The organism is Amycolatopsis sp. NPDC031561, from assembly GCF_055580625.1.
The window spans coordinates 4,231-20,867 of sequence record NZ_JBVILA010000040.1 but is presented as its reverse complement, the minus strand read 5'-3'; the positions used below and the strand labels follow the sequence as shown (position 1 = coordinate 20,867).

At 68.9% G+C, this 16,637-nt stretch carries 13 protein-coding genes; all 13 read left to right on the top strand.

The genetic code is table 11. The annotated features are described in order from the left end of the window. Nucleotides 1-42 precede the first annotated feature (42 nt). The 13 genes from ACZ5IK_RS42480 to ACZ5IK_RS42420 all read left to right on the top strand — a co-directional run bounded on the left by ACZ5IK_RS42480 (nucleotide 43) and on the right by ACZ5IK_RS42420 (nucleotide 16,343). Entirely contained in the window at nucleotides 43-1,458 is a 1,416-nt protein-coding gene (locus ACZ5IK_RS42480) for a hypothetical protein (RefSeq protein ID WP_465492901.1), read from the top strand. A gap of 150 nt (nucleotides 1,459-1,608) precedes the next feature. Then, a complete protein-coding gene (locus ACZ5IK_RS42475) occupies nucleotides 1,609-2,403 on the top strand; it encodes a TIGR03084 family metal-binding protein (protein WP_465492900.1) in 795 nt (264 codons plus the stop codon). After that, complete coding sequence (locus ACZ5IK_RS42470) at nucleotides 2,400-4,094, top strand: acyclic terpene utilization AtuA family protein (RefSeq protein ID WP_465492899.1); 1,695 nt, start codon at nucleotides 2,400-2,402, stop codon at nucleotides 4,092-4,094. The genes ACZ5IK_RS42475 and ACZ5IK_RS42470 overlap by 4 nt, the downstream gene beginning before the upstream one ends. Next, nucleotides 4,091-5,239, top strand: a complete 1,149-nt coding sequence (locus tag ACZ5IK_RS42465; protein ID WP_465492898.1) for an acyl-CoA dehydrogenase family protein — start codon at nucleotides 4,091-4,093, stop codon at nucleotides 5,237-5,239. The genes ACZ5IK_RS42470 and ACZ5IK_RS42465 overlap by 4 nt, the downstream gene beginning before the upstream one ends. Then, nucleotides 5,236-6,834, top strand: coding sequence for an acyl-CoA carboxylase subunit beta (locus ACZ5IK_RS42460; RefSeq protein WP_465492897.1), 1,599 nt, complete (start codon nucleotides 5,236-5,238; stop codon nucleotides 6,832-6,834). The genes ACZ5IK_RS42465 and ACZ5IK_RS42460 overlap by 4 nt, the downstream gene beginning before the upstream one ends. 5 nt (nucleotides 6,835-6,839) lie before the next feature. Then, nucleotides 6,840-8,792 (top strand): acetyl/propionyl/methylcrotonyl-CoA carboxylase subunit alpha, encoded by a 1,953-nt coding sequence (locus tag ACZ5IK_RS42455; RefSeq protein WP_465492896.1) that lies wholly within the window; start codon nucleotides 6,840-6,842, stop codon nucleotides 8,790-8,792. After that, a complete protein-coding gene (locus ACZ5IK_RS42450; protein WP_465492895.1) occupies nucleotides 8,789-9,958 on the top strand; it encodes an acyl-CoA dehydrogenase family protein in 1,170 nt (389 codons plus the stop codon). Before ACZ5IK_RS42455 ends, ACZ5IK_RS42450 begins: the two co-directional genes overlap by 4 nt. Before the next feature lie 117 nt (nucleotides 9,959-10,075). Beyond that, complete coding sequence (locus ACZ5IK_RS42445; protein WP_465492894.1) at nucleotides 10,076-10,912, top strand: SDR family oxidoreductase; 837 nt, start codon at nucleotides 10,076-10,078, stop codon at nucleotides 10,910-10,912. Then, nucleotides 10,909-11,550: a TetR/AcrR family transcriptional regulator gene (locus ACZ5IK_RS42440; protein WP_101606845.1), complete on the top strand. Its 642-nt coding sequence runs from the start codon at nucleotides 10,909-10,911 to the stop codon at nucleotides 11,548-11,550. Before ACZ5IK_RS42445 ends, ACZ5IK_RS42440 begins: the two co-directional genes overlap by 4 nt. A gap of 86 nt (nucleotides 11,551-11,636) precedes the next feature. Continuing rightward, on the top strand, nucleotides 11,637-11,906 hold the full coding sequence (locus tag ACZ5IK_RS42435; protein WP_101606846.1) for a hypothetical protein: 270 nt from the start codon (nucleotides 11,637-11,639) through the stop codon (nucleotides 11,904-11,906). Between the two features lie 123 nt (nucleotides 11,907-12,029). Continuing rightward, complete coding sequence (locus tag ACZ5IK_RS42430; protein WP_465492893.1) at nucleotides 12,030-12,560, top strand: hypothetical protein; 531 nt, start codon at nucleotides 12,030-12,032, stop codon at nucleotides 12,558-12,560. A 178-nt stretch (nucleotides 12,561-12,738) separates the two neighbouring features. After that, the gene (locus tag ACZ5IK_RS42425) at nucleotides 12,739-14,757 is read left to right on the top strand and encodes a hypothetical protein (protein ID WP_465492892.1); all 2,019 of its coding nucleotides are present in this window, start codon (nucleotides 12,739-12,741) and stop codon (nucleotides 14,755-14,757) included. A 50-nt stretch (nucleotides 14,758-14,807) separates the two neighbouring features. After that, nucleotides 14,808-16,343: a type 1 periplasmic-binding domain-containing protein gene (locus ACZ5IK_RS42420; protein WP_465492891.1), complete on the top strand. Its 1,536-nt coding sequence runs from the start codon at nucleotides 14,808-14,810 to the stop codon at nucleotides 16,341-16,343. Nucleotides 16,344-16,637 lie beyond the last annotated feature (294 nt).

The following is a 16,637-nucleotide window of genomic DNA, read 5'->3' as shown; positions in this document are numbered from 1 at the left end:
CATGTACGGAACTTATGCGCGATCCCGGCAGGCTCAGGAACCATGACGACACCCTTGTCCTCGCGGCAGGCCGGGAGATGGTCCGTGGTCGCGCTGCTGCTGGCGCTCCTGGGTTCGCTGCTCGCGTTGCCCGCCGAAGCGGTGCCCGCACCAGGGATCCGTGCCAGTTACGCCAATCCCGTGCGCAAGACCGATGGGCACGTCGACGCTCAGGCGACGGTGGACCGGCTCCGGGCGATGAACGCGGACACGTACGCGTTCCTGGTCAACAAGTCCACCGACTGGGGTGATCTGGAGCAGGAGTTCCTGCCCGCCGCGCAGGCGAGCGGCCTCGCGGTCTGGGTCTACCTGGTCCCGCCGACCGAGTGCCCCGGCGGCACGAGTTGCGCGGAGTACCTGCCCTACAAGAAGGACTACGTCGCCTGGGGGCAGGCGATCGCCCGGCTCTCGGTGCGTTTCCCGGTGCTGAAGGCCTGGGCGATGGACGACTTCAACGCCAACACGGCCACCTTCACCAAGGACTACACCGCCAGGATGCGGACCGCCGCCCGGGCTATCCAGCCGGGGCTGGACTTCTATCCGGTGGTGTACGCCAACGCGGTCACACAGTCCTTTGTGGACGCCTATGCCGCGAGCATCGACAGTCTGATCCTGCCCTTCCGTGACGACCCGTACCGCAACACGTTGTGGACCGGGAGTCTTCGTCCGCAGCTGGACCAGATCGTCGCGCGGCTCGCGAGCAAGGGCCGCAAGGCCATCCTGATGGTGTACGCCTCCACGTTGTCGCGCACCACGATCACCCCGGACGTCGAGTACGTCCGCACGGTGACCGCGGTCGGCCTGGAGTACGCGGCGGCGGGGAAGCTCGACGGCGTCATCCAGTACGCGCTGCCGCTGACGCCCGGGCGCCCGCAGTCCAGCGACGAACGCGTCGCGCACGCCGGGAACAGCGCGCTGGTGTTCACCGTGCACCCCGACAACGCCACCGCGGCGGGGGACTACGCGGCCGCGAGCACGACCGTCCGCCTCGACGCCGGGTCGACGTCGTGCCGGATGGTCGTGTGGCACACCGACGACCGGCCTGCCACGAGCCCGCTCGGGTACCACGCGAAACAGGCGATCGTCGGCGGGACGCAGGTGTGGGAGCGTGACGTCGCCAGCGAGGGGAGCGACTGGTACACCTCGTCGCCGATCGATCTCACCCCGCGTCTCAGCGGCGGATCGGCGACGCTCACTCTGCGCCTGTACGAGAAGAAGGCCGTCACCAACTACTCGGTCACCGCGCGGATGGACGACATCAGCCTGACCGGCTGCCACGTCGCGAACCCCGGCTTCGAGGCCGACGGCGGCTGGACCTACAGCCGGAAGGGCGGCGACGTCCTGGCCGGGCGTCATACGTACGACGCGGTGTACTCGACTTCGGTCCATGCCGCGGTCGGCGCCCTCTACGGGAGCTGAAGGGGACTTTCCCCGCGTGACATGCGACTAAGGGGCCCTTCGCCGCGTCGGATGCGGCGAAGGGCCCCTTCAACTCCCGTCAAAACAATCAGGCGTGCTTGATTTTTCTGTCGGAGGGTGCCAGCCTGAGGAGGACGCGAGGAGGCGGGCATGGCTGACCTTGGCGTGATCCTTGGGGATCTCGCGGCGGAAACGCAGGCCATCGACGACGTGGTGGCGGAACTGCCCGCGTCGGATTGGGCGCGGAAGACCCCGGCCGAAGGCTGGACGATCGCCCATCAGATAGCCCATCTGGCCTGGACGGATCGTAAGGCGCTGATCGCGGCGCGCGGGTCCGAGGCCGAGTGGCAGACCGAGATCGAAGGGCTCCTCGCGACGGGGGAGACCTATGTCGACGACGGTGCCGCCGAGGGCGCGAAGACGCCGCCCCGTGAACTGCTGGCCGAATGGCGAGCCGGGCGGGCGGAACTCGCGGCAGCGCTCGCCGCGGTGCCCGACGGGCAGAAGATCCCCTGGTACGGCCCGCCGATGAGCGCGGCGTCCATGGTGACAGCGCGGCTCATGGAGACCTGGGCGCACGGCCAGGACATCTTCGACACGTTCGGCGTCGTGCGCGAGAACACCGGCCGGATCTGGCACATCGCCCGCTTCGGCACCCGCACCCGCGACTTCGCCTACAAGCTCAACGCGCTCGCGCCGCCCGCCGAGGAGTTCCGGGTCGAGCTCACCGCGCCCGACGGCACGAACTGGGCGTTCGGACCTGAGGACGCCGAGCAGCGGCTCACCGGGAGCGCCGTCGACTTCTGCCTCGTCATCACCCAGCGCCGTCATCCTGACGACACCGACCTGGTCGCCACCGGCGCCGACGTCGAGGAATGGCTCGGGATCGCGCAGGCCTTCGCCGGGCCTCCCGGAGCCGGACGGCAGCCGGGGCAGTTCGCATGACGGCGCCGATCAGGATCGGCAACGCCTCCGGGTTCTACGGCGACCGGTTCTCCGCCGTCCGCGAGATGCTCACCGGCGGCCCGCTCGACGTGCTGACCGGTGACTACCTGGCCGAGCTGACCATGCTCATCCTCGGCCGAGACCGGATGAAGGACCCGAACCGCGGCTACGCCAAGACCTTCCTTCGCCAGATGGAGGAAAATCTCGCGCTGGCCAAGGAAAAAGACGTCAAGATCGTCGCGAACGCCGGTGGGCTCAACCCCGCCGGGCTCGCGGAGGCGCTCCGTGAGCTGGCCGCGAAACTCGGGGTCGACGTCGCCATCGCGCACGTCGAGGGTGACGACCTCGTCCAGCGTGCCGAAGAGCTCGGATTCGGCAAGACGCTGACCGCCAACGCCTATCTCGGCGCGTGGGGGATCACGGAGTGCCTGAACGCGGGTGCCGACATCGTGGTGACGGGCCGGGTCACCGACGCTTCGGTGATCGTCGGTCCCGCCGCCGCGCACTTCGGCTGGGCGCGCGACGACTACGACGCGCTGGCGGGCGCGGTCGTGGCCGGGCACGTGATCGAATGCGGCACCCAGGCCACCGGCGGCAACTACGCGTTCTTCACCGAGCACGAGATCGGTGTCCCGGGCTTCCCGATCGCCGAGATCTCCGCCGACGGCTCCAGCGTGATCACCAAACATCCCGGAACCGGTGGCGTGGTGAACGCCGGAACCGTCACCGCGCAACTGCTCTACGAGATCACCGGCGCCCGCTACGCCGGGCCGGACGTCACGACGCGGTTCGACACGCTGACCCTGACCGACGACGGCCCGGACCGCGTCCGGATCAGCGGTGTCACCGGCGAACCCCCGCCCCCGACGCTCAAGGTCTGTCTGAACGGCCTCGGTGGCTTCCGTAACGAGACGACGTTCGTCCTCACCGGACTCGATATCGAAGCGAAAGCCGCGCTGGTCAAGGAACAACTCGAAGGCGCGCTCAAGGCACGACCGCCCGCCGAGGTCCGCTGGACGCTGGCCCGCACGGACCGGCCCGACGCCGAAACCGAGCAGCAGGCGAGCGCGTTGCTGCACGTCGCGGTGAAGGACGCCGATCCGGAGGTCGCCGGGCGCGCGTTCAGCGGTGCGGCGATCGAGCTCGCGCTGGCGAGCTACCCCGGCTTCCACGTCACCGCGCCACCCGCGGCCGCCTCGCCCTATGGCGTGTACCGGGCCGCTTACGTCGACGCCCAAGAGGTTCCGCACGTCGCGGTTTTGCCGGACGGGACGCGGCGCGACATCGCACAGGTGAGCGACACCCTGCCTCTGTCCGAAGTGGACGAATACGGGCTGCCTGCCCCGTTCACCCAGGCGCAGGTCCGCCGGGCGGCGCTGGGCAAGGTGATCGGCGCCCGCAGCGGCGACAAGGGCGGCAACGCGAACGTCGGCGTCTGGGCGCGGTCCGACGAGGCGTGGCGCTGGCTCGCCCATCGGCTCACCGTCACCGAGTTCAAACTGCTGCTCCCGGAGACCGCCGACCTGGAGGTCCGGCGGCATCTCCTGCCGAACCTGCGGGCGATCAACTTCGTCGTCGAAGGAATCCTCGGCGAGGGCGTCGCGTCGCAGGCGCGGTTCGACCCGCAGGCGAAGGCGCTCGGGGAATGGCTGCGCTCCCGCGAGATCGACATCCCGGAGGCTTTCCTGTGACCGACCCCTTCTCGACTCCGGAACGCGCCGAGCTGCGCAAGACCGTCCGGCGGTTCGCCGAGACCGAGATCCTGCCCCACCTCGAAGGCTGGGAGCGCGAGGGCGAACTGCCTCGCGACCTGCATCGCAAGGCCGGGGACCTCGGGCTGCTCGGCGTCGGCTTCCCCGAGGAGGTCGGCGGCGGGGGCGGCGACTATCTCGACGCCGTGGTCATCGCCGAGGAACTGCACTACGCGGGTGGTTCCGGCGGGCTCTTCGCCTCGCTGTTCACCTGCGGCATCGCCGTCCCGCACATCGCGGCGGCAGGCGATCCGGTGCAGATCGAACGCTGGGTCCGGCCGGCGCTGGAAGGCGCCAAGATCGGTTCGCTGGCGGTCACCGAACCCGACGGCGGCTCCGACGTCGCGGGGATCCGCACGACTGCGGTGCGCGAGGGTGACGAGTACGTCATCAACGGTGCCAAGACGTTCATCACCTCGGGCTGCCGCGCGGACTTCGTGACCACGGTGGTCCGCACCGGGGAATCCGGCGCGCACGGGATCTCGCTCATCGTCGTCGAGCGCGGCACGCCGGGCTTCACCGTGTCCCGCAAGCTGGAGAAGATGGGCTGGCTCTGCTCGGACACCGCCGAGTTGTCCTATGTGGACGTCCGGGTGCCCGCGGAGAACCTGATCGGCGCCGAGAACAGCGGGTTCGCGCAGGTCGCCACGCAGTTCGTCACCGAGCGGGTTTCGCTGGCGGTGCAGGGATACGCGCACGCTCAGCGAGCGCTCGACCTGACGCTGGACTGGTGCCGACTGCGCGAGACCTTCGGCCGTCCGCTGATCTCCCGGCAGCTGGTGCAGCACAAGCTCACCGAGATGGCCCGCAAGATCGACGTCGCCCGGACGTACACCCGGCAGGTCGCCCAGCGCCACGTCGCGGGCGAAGAGGTCATCGCCGAAGCCTGTTTCGCGAAGAACACCGCCGTCGAGACCGCCGAATGGGTGGTCAACGAGGCCGTGCAGCTGCACGGCGGACTCGGCTACATGCGGGAGTCCGAAGTGGAGCGTCACTACCGTGACGTGCGCATCCTCGGCATCGGTGGCGGGACCAACGAGATCCTCACCGGCCTGGCCGCGAAGCGATTGGGATACACCGCATGAGCACCATCAGGTCCACAGTGGACGAACGAAGCGAGGAGTTCGCCGCCAATCGCGAGTCCATGCTCGGCAAACTCGCCGAGATCGACGGCGAGCACGCCAAGGCGATCGCGGGCGGCGGCGAGAAGTACGTCGCCCGGCACCGCAAACGCGGCAAGCTGCTCGCCCGCGAGCGGATCGAGCTCCTCCTCGACGAGGACTCGCCGTTCCTGGAGCTTTCGCCGCTGGCGGCCTGGGGTTCGGACTACCAGGTCGGCGCCAGCGTGATCACCGGAATCGGCGTGGTCGAAGGCGTCGAGTGCATGATCTCGGCGAGCGACCCCACGGTCAAAGGCGGGGCCAGCAACCCGTGGACGGCCAAGAAGAGCTACCGCGCCGCGGACATCGCCGCGCAGAACCGCCTGCCGGTGATCAATCTCGTCGAGTCCGGCGGCGCGGATCTGCCCACGCAGAAGGAGATCTTCATCCCCGGCGGCCGGATCTTCCGCGACATCACGCGGTCTTCGGCGGCCAAGGTGCCCACGATCGCGCTGGTGTTCGGCAACTCGACCGCCGGCGGCGCGTACCTGCCCGGCATGTCGGACTACGTCGTGATGGTCAAGGAACGCGCGAAGGTGTTCCTGGGCGGGCCGCCGCTGGTCAAGATGGCCACCGGTGAGGAGTCCGACGACGAATCGCTCGGCGGTGCCGAAATGCACGCCCGCACGTCGGGCCTCGCCGACTACCTCGCGGCCGACGAAGAGGACGCGATCCGGCTCGGCCGCAGCATCGTCAAACGGCTCAACTGGAGCAAGCAGGGCCCGACGCCGAAACCGGACTACGCCGAGCCGCTGTACTCCGCCGAAGACCTGCTCGGCATCGTGCCCACCGATCTCAAGGTGCCGTTCGACCCGCGCGAGGTGATCGCCAGGGTCGCCGACGGTTCGGACTTCGACGAGTTCAAACCCTTGTACGGCAGCAGCCTCGCCACCGGCTGGGCGAGCATCCACGGCTATCCGGTCGGCATCCTCGCCAACGCCCAAGGCGTGCTCTTCGGCGAGGAGTCGCAGAAGGCCGCGCAGTTCATCCAGCTGGCCAACCAGATCGACACTCCGCTGGTCTTCCTGCACAACACCACCGGCTACATGGTCGGCAAGGAGTACGAGCAGAGCGGCATCATCAAGCACGGCGCGATGATGATCAACGCCGTGTCGAACTCGAAGGTGCCACATCTTTCGGTGCTCATGGGCGCTTCGTACGGCGCCGGGCATTACGGCATGTGCGGCCGCGCCTACGACCCCCGCTTCCTGTTCGCCTGGCCCAGCGCGAAATCCGCGGTCATGGGGCCGCAGCAGCTGGCCGGCGTGCTGTCCATCGTGGCCCGCGCCGCCGCCGCGTCGCGCGGTCAGGACTACAACGAGGAGCACGACGCCGCCATGCGCGCGATGGTGGAGGGGCAGATCGAGCTGGAGTCGATGCCGATGTTCCTCTCCGGAATGCTCTACGACGACGGGATCATCGATCCCCGCGACACCCGCACGGTGCTCGGGCTCAGCCTGTCCGTGATCCACAATGGACCAGTGAAGGGCGCCGAGGGCTTCGGCGTCTTCAGGATGTGAGCGGCATGATCGAGAAACTCCTGGTCGCCAACCGCGGGGAGATCGCCCGCCGCGTGTTCCGCACCTGCCGCGACGCCGGGATCGGCACGGTCGCGGTGTTCTCCGACGCGGACGCCGACGCGCCGCACACCGCCGAGGCCGACATCGCGGTCCGATTGCCGGGCAACGCGCCGTCCGACACCTACCTGCGGGCCGAACTGCTGATCAAGGCGGCCGTCGAAACCGGCGCCGACGCGATCCACCCCGGCTACGGCTTCCTGTCGGAGAACGCCGCGTTCGCCCGCGCCGTCCTCGACGCCGGGCTCACCTGGGTCGGTCCGCCGCCGGAAGCCATCGAGAGCATGGGCTCCAAGGTCGAGTCCAAGCGGATGATGGCCGACGCCGGTGTCCCGATCCTGTCCGAACTGGACCCGGCCGAGGTCACCGAAGCCGACCTTCCTCTGCTGGTCAAGGCTTCCGCCGGGGGTGGCGGACGCGGGATGCGCGTCGTGCGCTCACTCGGCGAACTCGCCGAAGCCGTCGAAGGGGCGAGCGCGGAGGCCGCTTCGGCCTTCGGCGACGCGACCGTGTTCTGTGAGCGGTACCTGGAGACCGGACGTCACATCGAGGTCCAGGTGCTCGCCGACACCCACGGCACGGTGTGGGCGGTGGGGGAGCGGGAATGCTCGATCCAGCGCCGTCACCAGAAGGTGGTCGAGGAGGCGCCATCGCCGTTCGTCGACGAAGCCATGCGGGAGGCCCTGTTCGACGCCGCGCGCAAGGCCGCGCAGGCGATCGATTACGTTGGCGCCGGCACTGTCGAGTTCCTGGCCGGACGGGACGGGCGGTTCTACTTCCTGGAGATGAACACCCGGCTCCAGGTCGAGCACCCGGTCACCGAAGCCACGACAGGACTCGACCTCGTCGCGCTGCAGCTGCGGATCGCGGAAGGCGAGCACCTCCCGATCGACGAGCCGGAGACGCGGGGCCACGCGATCGAGGTCCGGCTCTACGCCGAAGACCCGGCCGCGGGCTGGCAGCCGCAGAGCGGCACACTGCACCGCTTCGAAGTTCCCGCCGCGCAGCGGGAATTCGAGATCGGCCCTGGCGTGCGGCTGGACTCCGGCTTCGTCAGCGGCCAGACCGTCGGCGTGCACTACGACCCGATGCTCGCCAAGGTCATCGCGTTCGCCCCGGACCGCCGGAGCGCGGCGCGGGCGTTGGCCGGTGCGCTGGCGGGCGCCGAGATCCACGGCGTGGTGACGAACCGCGACCTGCTGGTGAACGTCCTGCGGCACGAGGCGTTCCTGGCCGGTGAAACCGACACGGCGTTCTTCGACCGGCACGGGCTGGACACGCTGGCGAAGCCACTGGCCACTGTGGACACCGTACGGATTTCCGCGCTGGCGGCCGCATTGGCGGGCGCCGCGGTGAACCGCTCGGGCGCCCAGGTGCAAGGACGCTTGCCGAGCGGCTGGCGCAATGTCCGCTCCCAGGGGCAGCGCAAACGTTTTCGTCATGGCGAAGACGAGATCGAGGTCGTCTACACGCTCACCCGTGACGGCCTGCGTGCCGAGGGCTTCGAAGGCGTCGAACTCGTTTCGGCCGAAGGTGGCGGTGTCGTCCTGGAGGTCGCCGGGGTGCGGCGGAAGTTCGCCGTCGCGAGGTACGACGGCGCCGTGTACGTCGATTCGCCGGAAGGCACCGTGGAACTGACCGTGGTGCCGAGGTACACGGATCCGGACGCGGCGCTCGCCGCCGGTTCGCTGGTGGCGCCGATGCCGGGCACCGTCGTCCGGCTCGCGGTCGAGGCCGGTGACGCGGTCAAGACCGGCGATCCGTTGCTGTGGCTGGAAGCGATGAAGATGGAACACCGGATCGCGGCGCCCGCCGACGGCGTCGTGACGGAACTCCCGGTCGTCGTCGGGCAGCAGGTCGAAGTGGGCACGATCCTCGCGGTGGTAGGAGAGAACGAATGAACGCGATGAACTTCACCGAGCCCGAGGAGCGCGTCGCGCTGCGGGCGGCGGTCGCCGAACTCGGCAAGAAGTACGGGTACGAGTACTACGCCAAGCAGGCCCGCGCCGGGCTCAAGACCGAGGAACTGTGGGCCGAGGCCGGACGGCTCGGCTACCTCGGCGTGAACCTGCCCGAGGAGTACGGCGGCGGGGGAGCGGGCATCGCCGATCTCGCCGCGGTACTGGAAGAACTCGCCGCGGCGGGCAGTCCGCTGCTGCTCATGGTCGTCTCGCCGGCGATCTGCGGCACGGTCATCTCCCGCTTCGGCACCGACGAGCAGAAGAAGCGCTGGCTGCCCGGCATCGCCGACGGCAGCAGGCGGATGGTCTTCGCGATCACCGAACCGGACGCCGGGTCGAACTCGCACAAGATCACCACCACCGCGAAACGCGACGCCGACGGTTGGGTCCTCAGTGGACGGAAGGTCTACATCTCCGGCGTCGACGAGGCGGACGCCGTCCTGGTCGTCGGCCGCACCGAGGACGCGAAGACCGGCAAGCTCAAGCCCGCGCTGTTCACCGTCCCGACCGACGCGCCCGGCTTCGAGTACAAGCAGATCGAGATGGACATCGTCTCGCCGGAGAAGCAGTTCGGCCTGTTCCTCGACGACGTCCACCTGCCCGCCGACGCGCTGGTCGGCGAGGAGGACGCGGCGATCGCGCAGCTGTTCGCCGGGCTCAATCCCGAACGCATCATGGGCGCGTCGTTCTCGCTCGGCATCGCGCGGTACGCGCTGTCCAAGGCCGTCGCCTACGCCAACGAGCGCAAGGTGTGGGGCGGCGCGCCGATCGGCAGCCACCAGGGACTCGCGCATCCGCTGGCGGAGATCAAGATCGAGCTGGAACTGGCCAAGCTGATGACGCAGAAGGCGGCTTCGCTCTACGACTCCGGCGACGACTTCGGCGCGGGCGAGTCGGCGAACATGGCGAAGTACGCGGCCGCCGAGGTCGCGATCCGCGCCGTCGACCAGGCCGTGCAGACCCACGGAGGCAACGGTCTCGCCAGCGAATACGGGCTGGGCACACTGGTCACCGCGGTCCGGCTGGGCCGGATCGCGCCGGTGAGCCGCGAGATGGTGCTCAACTTCGTCGGCCAGCACAGCCTGGGTCTCCCCAGGTCCTACTGAGAGGCAACGGAGTAGACGCGGACGGCGGAACCCAGCCGACCACGACGTGAACCCGCCTCAGCCGAAGGCTCCGCTATCGCGGTCGCGGGTTCACCATTGGAGACTGAGAGGCGACCCATGAGCACGCTGCACGGCAAGACGATCATCATCTCCGGCGGCAGTCGCGGGATCGGCGAGGCCATCGCGATCCGCGCCGCCCGCGACGGGGCGAACATCGCCCTGCTGGCCAAAACCGCCGAGCCGCACCCGAAACTGCCGGGCACGGTCTACACCGCGGCCAAGGCGATCGAGGACGCGGGCGGGCAGGCGCTGCCGATCGTCGGCGACGTCCGCGACGACACCTCGGTCGAGGCCGCGATCGCGCGGACCGCGGAGCAGTTCGGCGGCATCGACATCGTGCTCAACAACGCGAGCGCGATCGATCTGACGCCGACCGAGTCGGTCAGCATGAAGCGCTACGACCTGATGCAGGACATCAACGCGCGCGGTTCGTTCCTGCTGTCGAAGCTCGCCATCCCGTATCTGAAGCTGGCGGAGAACGCCCACATCCTGACGCTCTCGCCGCCGATCAGCCTCGACGAGAAGTGGTTCCAGGCCGGGCATCTCGCGTACAGCATCGCGAAGTACTCGATGAGCCTGGTGACCGTCGGGCTCGCGGCGGAACTGCGGCAGTTCGGGATCGCGGCGAACTCGCTGTGGCCGCGGACGACCATCGACACCGCGGCGATCCGCAACGTCGTCGGCGCCGAACTTGCGGCGAAGTCGCGGACGCCGGAGATCATGGCGGACGCCGCGCACGCGATCCTCACCAAACCGAGCGCCGAGGCGACGGGGAATTTCTACCTCGACGACGAGGTACTGGCCGCCGAAGGCGTCACGGACTTCTCGAAGTACCGCGTCGGCGGGTCCGAGGACGACCTGCAGCTCGATTTCTGGGTCGAAGACCGGCGATGATCCGCGAACCGCAGCAGGAGCGCAGCCGCACGACCCGTCGGCGGCTGGTCGAGGCCGCCGTCGAGACGATCGGGGAGCTGGGCTGGAACGGGACCACGGTGGCGGTCATCGCCGAACGCGCCGGGGTCTCGCGCGGTGCCGCGCAGCACCACTTCCCGACCAGGGAAGACCTGGTCGCGGCCGCGGTCGAGCACGTCGGCGAGATCCAGATCGTGGAACTGCGCGCCCGCGCCGCGGAACTGCCGTCGGGGCGGTCGCGGATCGAACGGGCCGTCGACATGGTGCTCAACCTCTACAGCGGGCCGATGTTCCGTGCCGCGCTCCACCTGTGGGTCGCGGCGTCGACCGACGAAGGGCTGCGCGCGACCCTGGTGCCGCTGGAGGCGCGGGTCGGCAGGGAAGCACATCGGGTGACGGTCGAACTCTTCGGCGTCGACGAGTCCCACCAGGGCGTTCGTGAGCTGGTCCAGGCCACTCTCGATCTTGCCCGCGGTCTGGGGCTGGCGAATCTGCTGACCGATGACACGAGGCGCCGCAAGCAGATCGTCGCGCAGTGGGCCAGTGTCCTGGAGCCCACTTTGGCACTGGCGAAAAGCAAGAAGATCGAACGGAACGTAGAGATTCCCGGGAACGTCTGAGATCTTGTTAACACTGATGGAGCAGCGACCGATAACACGGTGTAAGTGCTGCTGATCAGGCAGCCGATCGAAAGAGGTGCGTTCCGGTGTCCGGTTCAGAGGTCGAGTTGTCCCATCGAGCCATGGCGATGCTGCGAGCGGTCGCGGCCCGCCGCGCCCAGATGTCGTGCAGCTGCGAGCCGGACCTCTTCATCGACGGGTTCGCCTGTTGCGACCAGATGACCGCGCACGCCCTCGCCCACGGTGGTTACATCCGCCCCGCCGAGTCCACCGGCCTCTCCGCCGTCACCGGTCGCGTGCCCGCCGAGCTGACCGAAGCCGGCGAGGCCGCGATCGCGGTCACCGCAGCTGCCTGACCCTTCACCGCACGTCTGTCCGCTGTGGACGGGCAACCGTTTACAACCGGCTCCCGCGTTCCTAGGATCCACCCCGGGATGAGGCCGTCGCGCTGAGCGACGGACCGGGGTTTGGAGGTGCCGATGGCACGCACGGCTCGCCGCGACAACGATGGGGACGCCCTGAGCGAATTGATGCGGGCAGCCGGTGCGGCACCCCGTCGCCGGGGACCGCGCGGGCCGAAGCACCGGGCGCCGGAGACCACCGGTCCCGGAAGCGGGAAGCTCCGGCGGATCTTCGCGCTTTCGGCGGGTGGTGTCGTCCTCGGCGGCCTGCTGGCCGTGCTGCTCACCCCGGCCGACTCGGCCGAGGTCATCCCGGGGATGCCACTCCCGCCGCCGTCGCTGACCATCGCGCCGCAGGCGGTCGAGATCCCGGACGACGCGGTGCCTTCGCCCGCCCCGTCCGGACCGTCGGGCGGCAGCGTCGCACCCCCGCCGCCACTGACGGCGTCGATGAACGGCTCGGAGACCCCGTCTCCCACGCCGACACCTGTCCCGGCACCCGAGGAACGACGGGATCCGCGCGCCGGCCACCACGACAACGACTGGTACTACGACTGGTACTACGGTGGCTATCCCGGCGGCGGGCGCCAGCCGGCTTGGGGCGGGTAGCGCCGTTCGAGTGAGCGGCGGTATCGCTCACCGTCGAGCAAGAATTACGATTCTCCCCGGATTTCGTCCGTTCGTGTCTGGTGTGGAATTTCCTGTGCCCCGATTCTGATCGAGTACCTACGATGGTCCGCATTCTCCATTCCGGATCACAGCTAGGGGCTGAACAGGAAAAATGAGTGTGGACCGACATTCTCCCGCGGTGCAGCTCGCCCGGAGAATGCTGATCAATCGCGAGACGGGGAATCCGTCGCGCCGGCAGCCGGTGACGCTGCTGCTCGGACCGGTCGGTTCGGGAAAGACCACGGCACTGGAAGCGATCCGACGTGACCTGGGCTGGGGCGTCGTGCACGCCGGATTCGATTTCGGGCAGGGTGGCCGCGCGGGCACGATCGACGTGCTCACAAAACTGGCCTACGGATTGTCCGGCAAATGGCGGAATCGGCCGAAACCGAAGTTCCTGCGTTTCACTCTTGCGCTGATCGCAGTTCAGGCGGAGCTTCCCGGACGGAATCGTGACGAAGATCTGGCACAACTGAAGGCGCTGATCGCCAGTTTCCAGGGAGTCATCTGGACACCGGCACTGGACAAAGCGCTCGACACGCTGTCCGAAACGGCGAAGGTGACCGGTCTCGTCGAACCGCAGTACGCGGATCTGTTCCGCCAGACGTTCCCGCATCTGGTCCGGAACATCCGGCCGAGGCTCCGCAAGGCCCTGCATTCACTGGCCGACTTCCCGAACGCCGAGGGCAGGTCCCCGTTCGACGCGCTGCTCGAACTCAACCGGCTCGCGCACGGCAACGCCCGTGACGCGAAGGCTGTCACCGAGTGGCTGATGGCGGCGTTCCTCGGCGACGTCCGGGCGAACCATCCGCGGCTGGCCAGACCGGAGGAAAAGAGCCCCTGCAGCTGTGACCTTTCGCAGCAGCGCAGGCACTGGCACAACTGGGTGGTGGCCCTCGACGACGTCGATCACGCCGGAGGGACCGAGTTCCTCGCCGACCTGATCTCGGCGCGGGAACGGTACGCCGTCCAGCATCCGAACGACCGCGAGGCCCACGACGCGCTGCTGGTCATCGCCACCAGCGGGCGGTGGCACGAAGACTGGGGGACCGCGTGGCTGGCTCCGTGGAAACCCGCCTCCGGCGCCCCGTCCGCCGTCCGGCCGATGGTGGACTGCGAAGAGGCCTCGTACGACGACTGGGCGGACGCGGCCAAAGGCGCGCTCGAATCGCCCTACTATCCGGTCCGGCTCTCGGCCCAGCCGATCGGGCGGATCGCGCGTGTCCTCGATTCCGGCGCGCTGACCCCGAAGGTGACGCTCGCGCACCGGGCGACCGGCGGGCTCCCGTCCGCGGTCGAGCAGCTCGCGGAGCGGTTGCGGGTGATCGACGTGCGGGAAGGCGACCGCGACCTGCTCACCACCGATCCCCGTGGTGAGCGGGATCCCTGCTACCGCAGGCTGGCCGAGCTCGGCTTGACCGAGCATCTCGACGACGTGAATCTCGACGACTTCGTGACCGCGGCCCCGTTCGCGACCGCGCCCTGGCTGATCCCGGACGCCGCGCAGAGCCGCATCGACCAGCCGCACGTCGGGCGGATCCTGACCGAGCTGCGCACCGCGTTGTGGGTGACGGCGAAGAACTCGGCGAGCATGACCGAGGACCAGGCGGCCCTGCATCCGTGGATCGCCGCGAACCTGGTGTCCGCGCTGGCCCGGCGCGGGGACGGGCCGACCTACGCCGAGCAGTTCACGGCACTGCGCGACGACCCGGACACCGCGCAGGATCCGGTGCGCCTGGCCTACTGCAACCTCGCGCTCGGCGCCATCGGCGAGGTGGTCACCTTCTTCGAGAACGAGTTCAACCGGATCCCGCACGCGGAGTGGGTCGCGAAGCTCGAGCTGGTCCTGAACGCGCCGGACGATCTGCCGCCCGGACGGGATCACGCGGAGCTGTACGACGAACTGGTCAACCTCGACAGCGCGCGGAGTCCCGACGACAGGTCGAAGATCCGCAACAACGTGGCCCGGCTCATCGCGGCGGGTTGGCTGACCGCCAACCCCTTCGCGGTCCGCGGGCAGGCTCAGCACGAGGTGATCGCGAACGCTTTCGCCGCGCTGGCCACCACTTCGCATCGCCCCGACGTCGGCGCGCTCGTGTCGGCCAAAGAGCTCGCCCGTCGCGGCGAATTTCCCTGAACCCCGAACGGAACCCCGTCATGTCCTGGCTCGATTCGTTGAGAACCCGTATGTCCGCCCGTGAACGCACGGCGACGGACCCGCCGGTGCGGCCCCACGGGTGGGCGCGCCGTCATCGGCTGTTGCTGATCGCGGTCGTGATCGTGCTGGTGGGCGTCACGGTGGCGGTGACGAGACCGTGGGAGTCCTGTGGTGCCGGGCTGCACGCGGTGGACGCGGACAAGAAGTCGACCGGCTCGTCGTACGTCTGCGTCGGGTTGAACCTCGACTCCGGTCCGCTGCGGGACGACGACCCGCTCGACCCGCTGGAGAAGCTCATCAAGGGCCGCAACGAGGCGGCGGGCGAGAACTTCAAGACCATCGTGGTGCTGGAGAACCTCGCCCCGGACCCGAAGGTGGACAGCCAGCCGTTCCCGTTCGTCCGGCGTGAGGTCCAGGGCGCGATCACCGCCGCCTGGCCGAAGAACGGGCCGCCAGGGATCAAGCTCCTGCTGGCCAACTACGGGAGCAACGCCGACCACTGGCGCGTCGTCGCCGAGGAGATCATCGCCGCGGCGCCCGCCCAGCGCATCGTGGCGGTGACCGATGTCGGCACCAGTTCGGAGAACAGCCGGGCACTGGTGGCCGAGCTGTCCCGGCACGGTATCGCCACGATCGGCGCGACCGTCACCGCGGACAACATGAACACCGATCCGCAAGGCGCGCGGATCGAGAACTTCTTCCGGGTGGGCCCGACCAACACCGACGAGGCCCGTGCGGCGGCCGGGTACATCGCCGCGCACGGTTTCCGCCGCGTGATGATGATCCAGGGCGTCAGCAAGGAGGACACCTACGCAACCACCCTCGCGGAGGCCTTCCAGAACACGTCGAAGGTCCCGGTCATCTTCACGAAGACCTACGACGTCAAGCCGCTCACCGACACCTCGCGCGAGGGCTACCTGCGAGGTCTGTTCAGCCGGTGGCACAACGACATCTGCGGTGCGAAACCCGACCTGATCTACTTCGCCGGCCGTGGGCTCGATCTCGGTGCCCTCGTGGCGGCCTTGGCCGGGGACGGCGCCTGTGAAGGGCTCGATTCGGTGACCGTGATGACCGGGGACGACGCGAGCACTCTCGCCGGGAAACCTTTGGAGCTGGACAAGGACATCAGTGTCCGGCTCCGCTACACGGCGCTCGCTTATCCCGACCAGTGGGATATGTTCACCGCCGATCCGGCGCATCCGACGTACAAGAAGAACTACGACAACTTCATCGCCGAATTCACCGGAACCCACGGTTTTCCCAAGGCGGAACTGTGGGACGGCGCCGCGATGATCGAACACGACGCCGTCGCCGCGGCGGTGGAAGCGGCGGTGCAGAACGTGTCGGCGGATCCGGTGTCGGTGCCGAACGTGTTGCGCAGCATCGACTGCAACTCGCCGGTGCCCGGCGCCACCGGGTTCGTCGCGTTCGACCAGGCGACGGGGAACCAGCTCGACAAGGCGCTGCCGATCCTGTCCATCGACCCGGACGGTTCGGTGCATCCGGTCGACCTCGTGTGGTCGAGGGGGCGCCCGCTGAACACCAAGCCGGACTGCGGAAACTGAGGCCGGGACTCGTGAGTGGTAAGGACGGTTAGTGAGGAGAAGGGCAAACGTGGCGTGCTCGTGCGGGCCAGGTGGTCGTGTGATCCGAGCGTGGAGGATTCAGGACGTTCAACGCCCCGGATCCTCCACGCTCGACCGTGCCGCTCTCACCCGAAACGCCACTCACGACCAAGAAGCCACCGTGACGGCCACACCAGCCTTCCGGGGGTGGGGGGGGGGGGGGGGGGGGGGGGGGGGGGGGGGGGGGGGAAGAGGAGGGGGGGGGGGGGGGGGGGAGGGGAGGGAGGGGAGAGG

Coding starts and splice junctions, on each gene's coding strand:
- ACZ5IK_RS42460 (WP_465492897.1), top strand. CDS start 5,236: ATGAGCACCATCAGGTCCACAGTGGACGAACGAAGCGAGGAGTTCGCC.
- ACZ5IK_RS42480 (WP_465492901.1), top strand. CDS start 43: ATGACGACACCCTTGTCCTCGCGGCAGGCCGGGAGATGGTCCGTGGTC.
- ACZ5IK_RS42420 (WP_465492891.1), top strand. CDS start 14,808: ATGTCCGCCCGTGAACGCACGGCGACGGACCCGCCGGTGCGGCCCCAC.
- ACZ5IK_RS42445 (WP_465492894.1), top strand. CDS start 10,076: ATGAGCACGCTGCACGGCAAGACGATCATCATCTCCGGCGGCAGTCGC.
- ACZ5IK_RS42475 (WP_465492900.1), top strand. CDS start 1,609: ATGGCTGACCTTGGCGTGATCCTTGGGGATCTCGCGGCGGAAACGCAG.
- ACZ5IK_RS42455 (WP_465492896.1), top strand. CDS start 6,840: ATGATCGAGAAACTCCTGGTCGCCAACCGCGGGGAGATCGCCCGCCGC.
- ACZ5IK_RS42470 (WP_465492899.1), top strand. CDS start 2,400: ATGACGGCGCCGATCAGGATCGGCAACGCCTCCGGGTTCTACGGCGAC.
- ACZ5IK_RS42430 (WP_465492893.1), top strand. CDS start 12,030: ATGGCACGCACGGCTCGCCGCGACAACGATGGGGACGCCCTGAGCGAA.
- ACZ5IK_RS42450 (WP_465492895.1), top strand. CDS start 8,789: ATGAACGCGATGAACTTCACCGAGCCCGAGGAGCGCGTCGCGCTGCGG.
- ACZ5IK_RS42440 (WP_101606845.1), top strand. CDS start 10,909: ATGATCCGCGAACCGCAGCAGGAGCGCAGCCGCACGACCCGTCGGCGG.